The 14,697-nt window shown below is 51.0% G+C and carries 14 protein-coding genes; 5 read left to right on the top strand and 9 right to left on the bottom strand.

Features of this window, described 5'->3' with window-relative positions; translation table 11 throughout:
* Positions 1-61 precede the first annotated feature (61 nt).
* The 7 genes from BOO20_RS09605 to argC all read right to left on the bottom strand — a co-directional run bounded on the left by BOO20_RS09605 (position 62) and on the right by argC (position 6,841).
* The gene (locus tag BOO20_RS09605) at positions 62-550 is read right to left on the bottom strand and encodes a DnaA N-terminal domain-containing protein (RefSeq protein ID WP_076792353.1); all 489 of its coding nucleotides are present in this window, start codon (positions 548-550) and stop codon (positions 62-64) included.
* Positions 551-853: 303 nt separating this feature from the next.
* Entirely contained in the window at positions 854-2,056 is a 1,203-nt protein-coding gene (locus BOO20_RS09600; RefSeq protein ID WP_076792351.1) for an argininosuccinate synthase, read from the bottom strand.
* Between the two features lie 16 nt (positions 2,057-2,072).
* Positions 2,073-2,519, bottom strand: coding sequence for an arginine repressor (locus BOO20_RS09595; RefSeq protein WP_006365996.1), 447 nt, complete (start codon positions 2,517-2,519; stop codon positions 2,073-2,075).
* A gap of 13 nt (positions 2,520-2,532) precedes the next feature.
* Complete coding sequence (gene argF / locus BOO20_RS09590) at positions 2,533-3,549, bottom strand: ornithine carbamoyltransferase (RefSeq protein ID WP_076792350.1); 1,017 nt, start codon at positions 3,547-3,549, stop codon at positions 2,533-2,535.
* Positions 3,549-4,469 (bottom strand): acetylglutamate kinase, encoded by a 921-nt coding sequence (argB, locus tag BOO20_RS09585; protein WP_076792348.1) that lies wholly within the window; start codon positions 4,467-4,469, stop codon positions 3,549-3,551. Before argB ends, argF begins: the two co-directional genes overlap by 1 nt.
* Positions 4,470-4,502: 33 nt before the next feature.
* The gene (gene argJ, locus BOO20_RS09580) at positions 4,503-5,786 is read right to left on the bottom strand and encodes a bifunctional glutamate N-acetyltransferase/amino-acid acetyltransferase ArgJ (RefSeq protein ID WP_076792347.1); all 1,284 of its coding nucleotides are present in this window, start codon (positions 5,784-5,786) and stop codon (positions 4,503-4,505) included.
* Between the two features lie 23 nt (positions 5,787-5,809).
* Positions 5,810-6,841 (bottom strand): N-acetyl-gamma-glutamyl-phosphate reductase, encoded by a 1,032-nt coding sequence (gene argC / locus BOO20_RS09575; RefSeq protein ID WP_076792345.1) that lies wholly within the window; start codon positions 6,839-6,841, stop codon positions 5,810-5,812.
* A 230-nt stretch (positions 6,842-7,071) separates the two neighbouring features.
* On the opposite strand from argC, the gene BOO20_RS09570 reads away from it, so the two are divergent.
* From BOO20_RS09570 to BOO20_RS09555, 4 genes are all read left to right on the top strand, one after another.
* Entirely contained in the window at positions 7,072-7,971 is a 900-nt protein-coding gene (locus BOO20_RS09570; RefSeq protein WP_076792344.1) for a PstS family phosphate ABC transporter substrate-binding protein, read from the top strand.
* 150 nt (positions 7,972-8,121) lie between these two features.
* Positions 8,122-9,414: a diguanylate cyclase gene (locus BOO20_RS09565; protein ID WP_076792342.1), complete on the top strand. Its 1,293-nt coding sequence runs from the start codon at positions 8,122-8,124 to the stop codon at positions 9,412-9,414.
* A complete protein-coding gene (locus tag BOO20_RS09560; RefSeq protein ID WP_076792341.1) occupies positions 9,411-10,682 on the top strand; it encodes an FtsX-like permease family protein in 1,272 nt (423 codons plus the stop codon). The genes BOO20_RS09565 and BOO20_RS09560 overlap by 4 nt, the downstream gene beginning before the upstream one ends.
* An 81-nt stretch (positions 10,683-10,763) precedes the next feature.
* Positions 10,764-12,014 (top strand): FtsX-like permease family protein, encoded by a 1,251-nt coding sequence (locus BOO20_RS09555; RefSeq protein ID WP_076792339.1) that lies wholly within the window; start codon positions 10,764-10,766, stop codon positions 12,012-12,014.
* A gap of 114 nt (positions 12,015-12,128) precedes the next feature.
* Here the strand turns inward: BOO20_RS09555 and BOO20_RS09550 are convergent, their stop codons facing one another.
* Positions 12,129-13,196: a GTP-binding protein gene (locus BOO20_RS09550; protein WP_076792338.1), complete on the bottom strand. Its 1,068-nt coding sequence runs from the start codon at positions 13,194-13,196 to the stop codon at positions 12,129-12,131.
* The gene (locus tag BOO20_RS09545) at positions 13,193-13,828 is read right to left on the bottom strand and encodes a GNAT family N-acetyltransferase (RefSeq protein WP_076792336.1); all 636 of its coding nucleotides are present in this window, start codon (positions 13,826-13,828) and stop codon (positions 13,193-13,195) included. The genes BOO20_RS09550 and BOO20_RS09545 overlap by 4 nt, the downstream gene beginning before the upstream one ends.
* A 170-nt stretch (positions 13,829-13,998) precedes the next feature.
* On the opposite strand from BOO20_RS09545, the gene BOO20_RS09540 reads away from it, so the two are divergent.
* On the top strand, positions 13,999-14,697 hold a 699-nt coding region (locus BOO20_RS09540; protein WP_198935428.1), incomplete at its 3' end, for a transposase.

Below are 14,697 nucleotides of genomic sequence, written 5' to 3'. Positions count from 1 at the left end.
CCGTTTTTGTACTCTAACTCAAACGTTTGAATTCTCCAATTCACGCTGAACCAAAACAAGTTTATTGTTTGGAGTGTTCGCGAACAAGCAATTGACCGCAGATTGAGCCATGCGTAGTAATGCCAAGTCTATCATTTTCTTCAACAGCCTTCCCTGCAGCCATGACAAATGATGTTTGTGCGATTGCAATCAAAGTATCGGCTTCATCGGAAATTCCAGTCGTAACCGTTTCCTCTTGTGATGTATCTTTGGAGATCGAATAGATCAATCCTGAATTCGGGCTGATTACATCATTGATAACCGCTTTTAATACGGATGAGTAGTTTTTAGCAATCCAATCATAGAAAAATTGGCTCGGTACCTCAATTGTCAGTTCGTGTCCGGAGAAGCTTAATGGTTTGATCGGGGAGAACCATGTTTTGAACTCCAGTGGGTCTGTTTTTTCTTTTATGGTTACCATGCAAGTATCCCATACCTGTTGTGCTTTTGAGGTATCTTGCTTCTTTTGTGTTTGCGGATACTTGATAAACGCCTTTGAGGTAATGCTCATATTTAACTCCTGAAGGCTGGCGCAGTGTCGTAATCGTGGCTATTAATAACTTAAACCTTGTGTCTGCGATGAAATATAGCTGATTGCTGTTTCTTTGTTAATACACCGGATCGGGTAACAATATAGTGATTATTAACGAACAAAGAGCAATGGCAAAAAGTTGTTGTTCTTTCAGACGTGGTTTACACTTTTCCATGGCAGTAAATGCAGGGGGAGTGCAGAAATCTCTCTGTATCGGTTTGGGGAGCAATCAGTTAACGCGCAGGCATTGGTGTGCCTGCGCGTTTTTTTGATGGTCGGGGATCAGTAGCCGGGATTGACTTCGCTGAAAGTTTTCAGACCGAGCCCGTAGAGATGGATGAAGCCTGCGGCAGCCTTGTGGTTGAAGGTGTCGGCTTCGGTGTAGGTGGCCAGCTCTTCATTGTAGAGCGAGTATGGCGAGTTCCTGCCGAGAAGGGTGACGCCGCCCTTGTAGAGTTTCAGGCGCACAAGACCGGTTACCGGGTGCTGCGTTTCGTTGACGAAAGCATCAAGCGCCTTTCTCATCGGTGAGAACCAGGTGCCGTTGTAGATCAGGTTGGCATAGTCCTGGCTGATGTTCTTCTTGTACTGGAAGACCGATTTTTCGAGTGTCAGCCGCTCCAGTTCGCGATGGGCAAAATGGAGGATTGTGGCTGCCGGAGCTTCGTAGATCTCTCTTGATTTGATACCGACCACACGGTTCTCGATCATATCAAGCCTTCCGACACCGTTTCTTGCACCGATCTCGTTCAGGCGGATGATGAGGTCAAGACCGCTCATTTTTTTGCCGTCAAGCGAAACCGGGATACCTTTTTCGAACTCAATCTCCACAACAGTCGGAGTATCGGGCGCTTTTTCAGGTGACGTGGTGATCTGGTAGGCATCCTCGGGAGGAGCAACCATCGGATTTTCAAGCACACCGCACTCAATACTGATACCCCAGATGTTTTCATCAATCGAGTAGGGGCTTTTCTTGGTGGCCGATACCGGAATGTTGTGCTCAAGGGCGTAGGCGATCTCGGCCTCCCGTGAGGTGAACTCCCATTCGCGCAGCGGAGCAAGCACCTTGAGGTGCGGCGCAAGAGAGGCGAAGGTTACTTCAAAGCGCACCTGGTCGTTGCCTTTGCCGGTGCAGCCGTGAGCCAGCATGGTGCAATCTTCTGCAAGCGCGGCATCCACAAGGGCTTTTGCAAGCAGCGGGCGTCCAAGAGCCGTGGCAAGCGGGTAGACATCCTCATAGAGTGCACCGGCCTTGAGTGCGCGCCAGATATACTCTTCGACAAACTCCTTGCGGAGGTCAACAAACTGGAATTTTGATGCACCTGTCGACAATGCCTTGCTCTCAAGGCCCTCGATCTCTTTGGTCTGGCCGAGGTTGCCGGTTACGGCCACGATTTCGGCATCGTATTTGTCTTTCAGCCATTTGATCATGACGGAGGTATCGAGTCCGCCCGAGTAGGCTATTGCAATTTTTTCCTTGCTCATATCAGTTGTTGTGTTATCAGTGTTTGAAAAGGTTGTTTTGAATATAGGCGATCACTTCCGAAATATTCTCTACGGAAGCAGGAATAACGAGAACCGTATCATCTCCGGCAATGGTGCCGATGATGAGCGGGTTTTTAAGCTGATCGAGATAGGAGCCTACCCCGTGCGCCCTGCCCGGCAGGGTTCTGATGATGATGGCTGTTTCATTGGCTTTTACGGCAAGCACCTCAACCCCGACCAGCCCCTTGATAATGCGTCCGGCGTTATCATCCGGCAGTGCCATCCGGTAACCGCTGTTTGTGCGTGAACGCACAAGGCCCAGTTCGGCGCAGTCACGTGACAGGGTTGCCTGGGCAACAGCCATTCCGCTGTTGTGGAGCAGTTCGAGCAGCTCATGCTGATTGCCAACCTGATGCTGCTGCAGAATCTCCATGATTTTCATCTGTCTGGCATGTTTGTTCATTCCTTAAGCTCCTTCATGCCTTGATTTTTTTTGCGGCATTGAGCAGCCGGTGGGTCAGATGAAATTTCCGGTACTCTTCATGGTTGAGCAGTTTTACCAGCAGGGCTTTCTGTACATGAAGCCGGTTCTCGGCTTCATCAATAATAATGGAGTGCGGTCCGTCCATCACCTCAGCACTGATCTCCTGACCACGGTGAGCCGGCATGCAGTGCATAACGACCGCGGCTGGTTTTGCTCTGCTGAGCAGTGCGCTGTTGATCTGATAGGGGCTGAATATCTTCAGGCGCTCTTTGGCCTCCTCCTCATGGCCCATGCTTGTCCAGACATCGGTATAGAGCACATCGGCGTTGGCTGCCGCCTCGTTCGGGTCATGCATGATTTCAATTTTGCTGATTCCCTTTGCTCTTGCCGTTTCAAGAATTCCCTGATCGGGAAGGTACCCTTCAGGGCAGGTGAGCACAAAATGAAAGGGGAGGAGACCGGCGAGTTCAATCCATGAGTTGGCGACATTGTTGCCGTCTCCGACAAAGACAACCTTTATGCCGTCATTCCAGAGCCCCTTTTCATAGAGGGTAAAGGCATCGGCCAGAATCTGGCAGGGGTGGGAGAGGTCGGTCAGGGCGTTGATAACCGGAATCGAGGCGTGTTTGGCCATCTCCTCAATGATGCTGTGCTCATGCAGGCGCGCAACGATGGCGTCGTTGTAGCGTGAGAGGAGGAGTGCAATATCCTCAACGGACTCCCGCGATCCAACGCCGATTGAACGGCCGTCAAGATTTATGGCATATCCGCCAAGTTCATGAATGCCAAGCTCAAAGGAGACCCTTGTTCTCAGGGAGGGCTTGTTGAAAATCATGGCCACCGTCTTGTCGTGCAGCGGCTGGAAATCTGAAACGGATGGCTTTTCAGCTCTCTTTTTCTTGATGAAGAGCGAGTAGTCGAACAGCTCGATAATTCTCGATGCATCAAGCGGTGTAAATCCGAGGAAATCTCGTTTGGCTGGCACTTTGTTGTTTTTTACAACGGTCATTACGATTGGCTGTTTAAGGATTGATCACTCTCCTGATCGGCAATAAACTGGGTGCCGACCCCTTCATGGGTGAATATTTCAAGCAGGAGCGAATGGGTTGATTTTCCGTCAATGAGATGGATTTTTCCAACTCCTGAGTCAAGTGTCTTGAATGCCGAGAGCACTTTCGGAATCATGCCTCCGGATATGATACCCTGTTCAATAAAATCGGCCGCTTCTGTTTTGCAAATGGTTTTCAGAATTCTCTCGCCTACATGAATTCCCTCCACATCGCTGACGTAGATCAGCTTTTCAGCCTTGAGAGCAATGGCTATACTGCTGGCGGCATCATCAGCATTGATATTGTAGATGTTGCCCGTATCATCGAAGCCGATCGGTGCAATGACCGGGATGAGTCCGGCGTGGCAGAGCAGATCGATATAGTCGGTATTGATATGCACTACCTCACCGACAAGCCCAAGGGTATCGGCATTCTGATGGGGGAGCGCCTTGATGGTGTCGGCATCCAGACCGCTGACTCCGACGGCCTTGCCGCCGTGCCGGCTGAGGAGCTGAACAATATCCTGATTGACCTTTCCGGCAAGCGTCATCTGAATAATCGAGATCATCTCCCTGTCGGTTACACGGCGTCCATGCAGAAAGCGGGAGTGGTGGCCGAGTTTTTCTGCGGTTTTTGTGATTGCGTCACCTCCGCCATGCACCAGTACAATATTGATGCCGACCTTGCGGAGCAGGGTGACATTCTGTGCCACACTGTTCTTCAGAGAGGCATCCTTCATGGCAGATCCGCCGTATTTGATCACAAAGGTCTTGCCTTCAAACTGCCGGATATAGGGCAGCGCTTCAATAAGTACCTGGCCTATAGCGGCTTTCGGGGCTTTTCTTGGCGATTTCGGCTCGCTGTTCTGTAGGTTCTCCATCAAGGACAATTGCTGTTAAGGGTTAACGTATTGTCAGCTTCTGTAGCTGCCGTTTATATCGACATACTCTTTGCTCAAATCACAGCTCCACATGGTTGCATGCCCCGGTCCGTCTCCGAGCCGCAGGGTTATGGTGAAGGAGTCCTTTGCCATGATTGCAGAAGCCTCCTCTTCCGAAAAATCAGCGATGAATCCCGGTTTCAGCACCGTCAGGCTGTCGAAAGAGAGTTCAAGATCATCCTGGTTGAAGCATGCCCCCGAGCGTCCTGCTGCGGCAATGATTCTTCCCCAGTTGGCATCTTCTCCGTGAATGGCGGTTTTAACCAGACATGACTCGGCAATGGTTCTTGCGGCAAGTTCGGCGTCGCGGTTGTCCGTAGCGCCTGTAACCGTTATTTCCACAAACTTTGTTGCCCCTTCGCCGTCAATGACAATGAGCTTGGCAAGAAAGGTCATCAGTGCTTCAAGTGCCTCAGAGAAGAGCTCGTAATCGCGGCTTTCCGCCCTGATTTCAGGGCCGGTACCGCTCGCAAGAATGGCGGCCATGTCGTTGGTGCTGGTGTCACCATCTACGGTAATGGCGTTGAAACTTTTCCGGTTTGCTCCTTCGAGCGCATGCTGCAGAAGTGAGGGCGAAATGGCAGCATCGGTACAGAGAAAGGCAAGCATGGTAGCCATGTTCGGGGCGATCATGCCGGAGCCCTTGGCTATACCGCTGAGCCGGAGCGTGCCGCCTGAACCCTTCACGTCAAGAGAGAAAAATTTCGGAAAGGTATCGGTGGTCATGATTGCCTCCGCAGCCGCAATACCGGAATTTCGATCGAGTTTTGAGGATAGATCGGTAATGCCGCAAAGAACCCTCTCCATCGGGAGGAGTTGGCCGATAACCCCTGTGGAGGCTACAAGTACCTCTTCAGGCTTGACGGCAAGTTCTGCCGCAACCGCTCCGGCCATGGCCCGGGCATCCTGCATCCCCTGTTCGCCTGTGGCTGCGTTGGCATTGCCGCTGTTGCAGACAATAGCGCGAATGGATGATGATGCCTGCTTCAGGTGCGTTCTGCAGAGCGTTACCGGTGCAGCGCAGCAGAGATTTGTCGTGAAGACCGCCGCAGCATTTGCAGGTGCATCTGCCGTGAGCAGTATCATGTCGTTGCGGTCGTATTTAATTCCGGCACAAACCGCACCTGAAGAGAAGCCTTCCGGCCAGAATCCGACCCCACCCGCCATCTCTCCCGGCATCGGGGTAACTGATTCCGGCCAGGATGTTGATTCCGAGAGGTTGTGAACTATCTGAAGTGCTTTTTGACGTTTCTGCACAGCTGTCTGAAAGAGTTAAAGAGTTATAATAAGAGGCCGGTCGTTTCATCAAGACCGAGCATGATATTCATGTTTTGTACAGCCTGCCCGGCGGCTCCTTTCAGGAGATTGTCAATGGCCGTAACTATGACCACGGAACCGGACCGGGTTGCCTGCGCAATATGGATATCGCAATAATTGGTATAAGCGACATGGCGCACCTCCGTCATGCTCTCCCTCACCCGCACAAACGGGGCGTTCCGGTAAAAGCTCTGGTAGATGCCGTTCAGTGTTTCAATTTTCTCGGGACGTTCAAGCCGGATATTCAGGATACTGTATATCCCCCGGACCAGAGAGCCGATCATTGGCGTAAAGGTAAAGTCAAAAGAGGGCGTGGTGGCGGAGCTGCCGAGCGCCTGCATGATCTCCGGGGTGTGCTGATGGACTCCGACCTTGTATGCCCTAACGTTTTCACTCATCTCCGAGTAGGAGAGCTCTGTTTTGCTGCTTCTTCCTGCTCCGGAAATGCCGGAAACGGAGGTGCAGTTGACCGCACTGAGCGGTATAGGAGTGCTGCCTCCAAGAAAGAGTGGCGCAAGACCCAGAATGATGCTTGTGGCGAAACATCCGGGATTGCTGATCGAGTTCCCCTTCACGATCTGATCTTTGAAGAGCTCAGGCATACCATAGGTCATGACGGCATCCGGGGATTTTTTCTGCTTGTAAAACTGTTCATGTTCCAGTGTGTTTTTCAGCCTGAAATCACCGGAGAGGTCAATGACGGTTTTTCCTGCTTTCAGGAGTGCCGGAACGTGGGCAAGCGCTTCACCGTGGGGAAGTGCAAGAAAGTAGATATCGCTCTCCAGTTGACCGCTGTAGGGCAGGTAGCTTTTGTTGCATGAGAGTGAAGGGTAGAGATCGGTAACCTGTTTTCCTGCCTGCGAAAAAGCATAGAGCTCATGCAGCTCGACATTTGGATGATGAAGCAGCAGCCGGGTCAGTTCAGCACCGGAATAGCCGGAGGCTCCGATTACCGACACGGTATGTTTTTTTGCACTATCCGACAACTGTGGCATTATGTAAGGAGTATTCGGTTAACAGGGGATCAGTGAAAATAACCGGCAATGAATAAATATCCATTAATGCGGAAATATTAACCTTTTTTACCCGATTATCAAGCGTGAAAATATTTTTTTCCATGAGTGAAACAGCCGTGCTGAACTTTATGTCAACATCTTTATTTTATTTATTTTAAAGGTTATTTTACCCGTTCTGCTCTCATCCGGACATCCGAAAATGAATAGCAATGAATAAAAAACGAGTCACAAAAGCATATAAACAGCTTATACCGCCACTTTCGCTGCTGTTCTTACTGCTCATGCTGAGCGGCTGCCGGGAGCGGCCTGCTGCTGAAACCGCACGGAGTGGCGTCTTGATTGTCTCCGTTGACCGCCAGCTTCAGGGTGTTGCCGATATTCAGGGAGAGGTGTTCAGCCGGCACTATCCGGACTCCAGGATCACCATTGTTCCGGCCGCTTCCGGAAAGACCCTGATGGCTCTCCTTGATCATAAAGCCGGGGCCGCCCTGATCAGCGGTGAGCTTCAGCCGCAAGAGGATTCGCTTGTTGCCTCACTGAACCGTCCATTGCGTCGTGAACCTGTCGGGCGGGACGCACTCGTCTGCATCGTCAACAGCAATAATCGGGTTGCCACTCTTTCGCTCAAGGAGCTGACGGTTATGTTTTCACGGAAGGGGAGTGAAACAACCCCGCTTATCAGGGCGGATGATTATCGTCTTGAGACTCTTTTAGCCGGAAAAATCGGAAAAAAGAGAGAGGATCTCCGTGCCTGGGCATGCAGAAGTGACGGTGAACTGATCAGGAGGGTAGGTGCCGACAGGAGTGTCGTTGGTGTGCTGTTTCGGTCATCACTCAATGCCGGGACGATTTCCGATGCGGAGCGTAACCTTGTCAGGGTGGTTCCTCTTGTTTCTGAACGTGCAGGCGGCAAAGCATACTTTCCAACCCGTCAAAATATCTTCGACGGCAGCTACCCTCTTGTTACGACTGTTTACTATGTATATTATCCCGGTAACGTACTTGCAACGGGGTTCGGCTCCTGGCTCTCCAGCAGTGGCCAGACCGTATTTGAACGGAGCGCTCTTGTTCCCTTCAAGCTGCTTGAGAGGACTATTATTCTTAAATAACGGTATGGGCATCTCTATTACTTTATTCTGCGATTCAATTGCTTCGTTGGGCGGTGCTCAAAATCTTCAGGTAATCCGTCAACATGCCGGTTTCTGCCCTCCTTCCGCCTCGTACCCAAACCGCTCACGACAAGTTATAGAGGTGCCCGTATGACGGAAGTATCTGCAGTCAGAAAATTTGCCACCCTGAAGGCTATTGTTGTTACCGGAATCATCAGTATCCTGCTTGTTCTTGCCGGAACAGCAGGACTGCTTGTCATGCAGGGTAATCTGCATGAGAATGTTGAAAAAAAACAGGCCTGTTATCTTGATCTCATCGCGTTCAGGGGTAAACTTATTGAATTTGAGCTCAACCGTCACCACCCTGCAGCCAATCTATCCAATATCGAAGAGCTTCCCGGAAAGCCGGAAGAGCCTGCAGGCATGCTGCTTTTCATGTACGACAGGCTTGCTGTCGAGATGAAGGCGGCCGGGCTGAACTCTCTTCCGGTACTCCACGCCGCAAGGCAGAACAACCCTGCACTGCTTGCTCTCGAAAATCTTGAACTCTTTCGCTTTGAGCTCGACAATACCATTCAGAAAGTCGATCTGGAGACAAGGGGTGCAGCCGACAAACTCGTTGACATCAATCACTTCTTTCTTTTTTTTATTCTTGCCATACTGCTCACGCTCAGTATCACGGCCGGCTGGCTGCTGCATAACAACTATCGTCAGACCCTCATTCCTCTTGCCCAACTGGCCTCACAACTGAAGCTGATCAATCGTAATATTCCGGAGAGTATACACGATACAGCCGAAGAGATGAAAAAAGAGCTTACGGAGACCGAGCCATCAAGTGATATCACCCAAATTACCGAGTCGATCATGAGCTTTTGCGGTGACATCGAGGCAAAAAACAAAAAGCTTGATGAACTGCATATCCGTGATGAAAAAACAAATCTCTACAACTACCGTCATTTCAAGGAGCGTCTTATTACGGAGGTTGAGCGGGCAAAAAGCCTTGAGAGCAAGGTATCGCTTGCCATGATAGACATTGATCATTTCAAGCGTTACAATGATGCTCACGGTCATATTGCCGGTGATCATGTGCTGGAAATTCTTGCAGAGCTCATCAGCAGTCAATGCCGGGCCACCGATGTACCCTCACGCTTCGGAGGAGAGGAGTTTGCCGTGCTCTTTCCCAAAACAGATTCCGATACTGCACGCGAGATTGCCGAACGACTTAGAAAACTTATCAGTATCGAGCCATTTCCCCATGAACAGCACCAGCCGGAAGGGCAGCTTACGGTCAGTATAGGAATTGCAACCTTTCCGGGGGACGCGGCTGACTGGTATACCCTTATCAACAATGCCGACCGGGCACTCTATACGGCAAAATCAGCCGGAAGAAATAATGTGGTCACCTTTGCCTCCATGAATGCCGACTCAACCACAGAGGGATGAAGCCGGGGCTCTATATTGCAAGGAGGTTTGCCTTCAAACAGCGTTCAGCCTCCAGACCGACCTTTATCATCATGGTCGCGGTGATCGGTATTGCGGTTGGCACGGCCGCCCTGATTCTTACCCTCTCCATTGTCAAGGGCTTTGCCGGCAGCGTTGAGCAGAAACTGATCAGTTTTAGCGCCCATTTGCAGATCCGATATCCTGATGACCGTCTTTTTCAGGAGCGGCGCCAGGATCTTCTGCGTATCACCCAACACCCCGATGTGACATCTGCCGCACCCTTTCTTGAAAAAAGTTTTGTACTCAGGAGCCGGAGAGGCAGCACCGGCGATACCTACGGAAGCAAACCGGTCGTTGTAAAGGGTGTCACTCCCGAGCAGCGAACGATCTTTCTGACACGGTTTCTCAAAAAGGGAAGCCCTGTTATGACGGCTGAAAGTGAGGCAATAGAGCTCTATGCAGGTGAGCCGCTGGCTGAACATCTTGGACTCACTGTCGGACAAAAAGTTATGCTTGTCGGTCTTGGCCGTGACTCGACAGGGGCCAGACTCATTACGGGCAACAAAAGCGTTGTTGACCTGCTCTCATCACTTGACCTGGAAATTGGCGTTATACGGGGCATTTACGATACGGGCCTCCAGGAGGGTTTTGATGATTTTGTGGTCATTACCGATCTGAAGCAGATGCAGGCGCGCTTCAATCCGTTGATGATCAGCGGTTATGATGCCAACGTAGAGCATTTCAACAAACTTCCCGATACGGTAAAGGAGATAGTCGCCACGCTCGGACTCCCGTTTTACGGCTATACGGTATTTCAGCGATATTCAAATCTTTTTGAATGGCTGAAGCTCCAGAAAAACATCATGCCGATGCTGATTGTCACCATCACCATCGTCGCGGTTTTCAATATCATCTCCACCCTGCTTGTTCTGATTATTGAAAAAACAAGGGAGATCGGGATGCTCAGTGCTCTTGGCCTCGAACCTGCCAAAATCAGCCGTCTCTTTCTATCACAGGCATTTCTCATTGCGCTCTCCGGGATTGCGGCAGGCAATATTCTTGCGCTCTCCCTTTCGCTTTTCGAGCTCCGCTTTCATCTCATCACCCTTCCGGAGAAAAGCTATTTTATCAAGTATGTTCCTCTCCTGATTGATCCTTTTGATTATGCGACGGTCTCCATTGCGGTCATGATACTGACGCTTCTCTTTGCCTTTATTCCTGCCCGGATTGCGGCGTCACTGAAACCGGGAACAGCCCTGAGCACCTGATGGGCTCCTGTGTTGCCTTGCTCTCAAACCGCTCACGACAAGCAGTCGGAAACCATAAATTTTATTGATATTGATGCTTGTATGAAAACTGGATTATGGATAGCGCGCCGCTTCAGCTTTGCCCGCAAACGGTTCAGAATTATCAATGTCATTTCGGCAATAAGCCTTGCCGGTATTGTCATCGGCGTCAGCACCCTGCTTGTGGTCATGAGTGTTCTGAACGGATTTCAAAAACTTGCCCGTGATCTCTTTATTACCATCGACAGTCCGGCTCAGCTTGTTCCGCTCTCGGGACGATCTTTTGCTGTTTCTGACTCACTGCTCAACTCCATAAGGGCTGTTGAGGGTGTCGGTTCTGCTGAACGGTTTGCAGAAGGAGAGGCAATTATGGCTACCCGTGATAAAAGTGAACTGGTGATCGTCAAGGGTCTCAGCGATAAAGCACATCGCCGTCTTGTCAGTCAGACCCATGCAGCCAACCCGTTCTTTTCCGGTGAGACGATTGCGGTTGGTGAGCTTCTGGCCTGGCGTACCGATCTCTATGCATTCAGTCAGGTGAAGATTTTCAGTCCCGAGTTGATCTCTTTCGGACTTGAATCACTTTCGCAGCCCTACATGATGCCGGTACTCACTATTCCGGAAGCCACCGTATCGTCACTTTTTTCCCTTCAGAAAATATTTGACGACCGCTATGTGCTCACCTCCGAGCGCTTCGCACAGAGAGTTTTGCTGCTTGGCAACGGACTCTGTTCAGGAGTTGATATCAGGGCAGGGGAGGGGGTTTCAAACGAAACGTTTATCAGAAGCCTGAGATCGTGGCTGGCTCGCAGCCCCGTTAAAACGAATTGCAGAATCAGGAGCCTTGACGAGAAATACAGCTCTGTTTTTGCGGTCATGAAGCTTGAAAAGTGGGTGAGTTTCGGTGTGCTGATGCTCATCATCCTTGTGGCCTCACTCAGTCTGACCGGAGCGCTTGCCATGACCGCCATTGACAAACAGCGGGAGCTCTTCTACCTGCGGTGTCTGGGGCTCGAAAAACCGCAGTTCATGGCAATATTTATTATTCAGGGTGCCATGACCGGCGTGATCGGAACTGCTGCCGGGGCATGCATTGCCTGGATCATCTGCACCCTTCAGGAGCTTTTCGGTATTGTAAAACTCCCCTCAAGAAGTGCCTTTATCATTGATGCCTACCCGGTCAGTATGCAGCTCAATGATTTTATTGCGGTTGCCATCCTGGCGATTCTGCTCTGTATTGCCGTAAGCCTTTATCCCGCCCGAAAGGCGGCATTGATTGCGACGAGTCATTCGCTTGATCTGAAGACCAACTGACACGGGTGCAAGGGGCGCCCTGAAAGGAGTTCAGGGACAGCAAGGAGAAAAGCGACGAAGAGGAATATTTCAACAGGGCAACCACAAGGGATTGCCCCTGCATCAATCCAAAATTCAGAATTCAAAATCTTCTCTGTCATCTCCACTCAGGCAGAGTGTTGCACGAAGCTGGCGGTCAATTTCGTCGGTGTGGAGCGGTGCCGGGTCCATGATTTCAAGGCGGGAGCTGTTGAGGGGAGCGCCGGATGACAGGGTGAGCTGACCTTCACCGCCATTGATGCTCATCCAGCCATTCATGCATTGTATGACTCCTTTAATCCGTTCAAAAGGAAAGGTGCTGAGGAGGGCGGCAAGGGCGGTTTGGCGGAAACGGTAACCGGTGCCGATCAGCCAGCTCCCTGTCGAATAACCCGATCCTGAGCCTTCAAGAAGCCGCCATGAGTCAGGATGTACCGGTTCAGCATCTTTCGGTGCCGGTTTTCTGCTGTCGGCAGAAACGGAGTGTTCGCTTTCCCGGATATGAGCGCCGGGAAAAAGAGGGGTTCGCGACTCATCGCGCGGGTAATCAAGCAGTCGGGGGTCGAGTTGCCCGAAAGAAATTTCCGTTACCAATGCTTTGGGCGGTTGAGCGGATGAAGCGAGATTCAGGAATGCCGTCCGGTCACGTGCGGTGTAACAGTCAGCCTTGCTTGCAATCAGCAGATCGGCAAGGTTGAGCTGATCCTGGAACGAGGGGTGTTCCCGGTAGCGTACATCACCAAGTTTTCGGGCATCAACAAGAGAGATGGTTGCTTTCAGGTCAAGCACCTCCTTGAAGTAGCCGGAGCTAAGGGTGCGGATGATTTTCAGCGGGTGACCTATCCCTGTTGGTTCAATGAGTATTCTTTGGGGGCTGGTGTCACGGATAAGGCGATTGAGTGCAGCTTCAAAAGAGGCCCCTGCCGTACAGCAGAGACACCCGCCGGAAATTTCCCGGATGGAGACCTCACTCCGGGGGGAGAGAAGGGAGGCATCAACACCGACCTGGCCGAACTCGTTGACAAGCACCGCCCAGCGCTCTATGGATGGCTTATGATTGAGCAGATGGTTGATTGCGGTTGTTTTTCCTGCACCAAGGAATCCGGTAATTATTGTGGTCGGGATGTGATGGAATTTTCCGTGCGACCGGGCAGGGGCGTTCATGAAAACAGATCAAAATCCGATTTGGAGGTAAAACAGACAGGGCAGCACCAATCGGAAGAGAGCCGTTCAAACGTGGTTCCTTTTTTGATGTTGTTTTCACTGTCGCCCTCTTTCGGATCATAGAGCCAGCCGCACTCCCGGCACATCCAGGTATCAGTTTCACCTGACTTTATGGATGTTTCACCCTCAAGCACTTTTCTGAATACGACCATTTCTGACCGGGAAAACCCTTTTGCTCGGTAGAATTGTTGCGCCTGTTCGTTATCGCTGTCGGTCAGCAGCGTAATGCGCCCGAATCCCTCCTTTCGGGCAAACCCGATGGCATGTTCGACGAGGAGGGATCCGATGCCCCTTGTGCGCCATGCCGGGGCAACAATCATATCCTCAAGGAGTGCGACTTTTTTGCCGAGAAAGGTGCTGACGGTAAAGAGCAGCAGTACCATAGCCTGAATCTCTCCATCAATTTCACAGACAAATATCCGGCCCATGCCGGGATTTTCTATGATCATGGCGAGCCCTCTCGACTGCGCTTCGCTGTCGGGCGCAAACTCTTTCTCCTGGCTGAAGAGGATCTCAAGCAGTGTGGTGCAGCCCGCAATATCTTCGGCAACAGCCGTTCTGAGTACTGGCATTTTTGAATTCTGGGTTTTTGATATAGTTAACATTGAACTTCATACTGTAACCTAACTTGATCGATTTGGAATAAAAAAAGCTCTCTTCTGAAGAGTTAAAGTGTTATCTTGTAATGGGTAACGTAGCAATTACCATTACAGAAAACACAACCCAACAGGTGGAGAGCTTCATGGCAAAAGATAACAGGATTCAGCGGAATAAGAAACAGGAAATTAGCGCAATTCTGCCGACTCATGACCAGTTGACTGGTAGAGCTGGATTGAGTGTCTTTGCCATCTATCTCCGCAACATTGCCCTGTTTCCGATTATCGAGCGCTTGTTCGGCAAGATACGCAAAAACGGCAAGGGCCTTCCCGTCACGGAGTTGTTTCTGCAGATCGTAAGCTTCTTCATGGACGGCACCAGCCGTCATCTGACCCGCTTCGACCAGCTTGCTGCCGATCAAGCCCATGCCGACCTGATTGGCGCCAGCCGACTGGCTTCGTCGCATGTCGTCAAGCGCTTCATCGGCGCCTTTTCTTTCTGCAGGATCTTCCTGTTCAGAACGTTGCTGCAGGCTCTCTTCATCTGGCGCCTGAAGCACAGCAAGCCGGAGGTCATCATGCTGGGTCTGGACACGACGGTTTTGGACAACGACGACGCTGAAAAGCGCCACGGAGTGCAACCGACGTACAAAAAGGTGAAAGGCTTCCAGCCATTGCAGTTGACCTGGGGTAGATATGTGGTGGACGCGGTATTCCGTGGCGGCAAGAAGCATTCGAACCATGGTGAAACGGTCGATCAGATGCTGCTGCATATGGTCGAAAAGATCCGGTGTGAGTACCGTGAGGATGTACCGATTATTGTGCGCATGGATGCAGGCTTTTTT

The organism is Chlorobium sp. KB01, from assembly GCF_001975465.1.
Lineage (GTDB): Bacteria > Bacteroidota > Chlorobiia > Chlorobiales > Chlorobiaceae > Chlorobium.
Note: the sequence above shows the minus strand (reverse complement) of the source record. Positions and strands in the feature narration are given on the sequence as shown.

Coding starts and splice junctions, on each gene's coding strand:
- BOO20_RS09605 (WP_076792353.1), bottom strand. CDS start 550: ATGAGCATTACCTCAAAGGCGTTTATCAAGTATCCGCAAACACAAAAG.
- BOO20_RS09600 (WP_076792351.1), bottom strand. CDS start 2,056: ATGAGCAAGGAAAAAATTGCAATAGCCTACTCGGGCGGACTCGATACC.
- BOO20_RS09595 (WP_006365996.1), bottom strand. CDS start 2,519: ATGAACAAACATGCCAGACAGATGAAAATCATGGAGATTCTGCAGCAG.
- argF (WP_076792350.1), bottom strand. CDS start 3,549: ATGACCGTTGTAAAAAACAACAAAGTGCCAGCCAAACGAGATTTCCTC.
- argB (WP_076792348.1), bottom strand. CDS start 4,469: ATGGAGAACCTACAGAACAGCGAGCCGAAATCGCCAAGAAAAGCCCCG.
- argC (WP_076792345.1), bottom strand. CDS start 6,841: ATGCCACAGTTGTCGGATAGTGCAAAAAAACATACCGTGTCGGTAATC.
- BOO20_RS09570 (WP_076792344.1), top strand. CDS start 7,072: ATGAATAAAAAACGAGTCACAAAAGCATATAAACAGCTTATACCGCCA.
- BOO20_RS09565 (WP_076792342.1), top strand. CDS start 8,122: ATGACGGAAGTATCTGCAGTCAGAAAATTTGCCACCCTGAAGGCTATT.
- BOO20_RS09560 (WP_076792341.1), top strand. CDS start 9,411: ATGAAGCCGGGGCTCTATATTGCAAGGAGGTTTGCCTTCAAACAGCGT.
- BOO20_RS09555 (WP_076792339.1), top strand. CDS start 10,764: ATGAAAACTGGATTATGGATAGCGCGCCGCTTCAGCTTTGCCCGCAAA.
- BOO20_RS09550 (WP_076792338.1), bottom strand. CDS start 13,196: ATGAACGCCCCTGCCCGGTCGCACGGAAAATTCCATCACATCCCGACC.
- BOO20_RS09545 (WP_076792336.1), bottom strand. CDS start 13,828: ATGCCAGTACTCAGAACGGCTGTTGCCGAAGATATTGCGGGCTGCACC.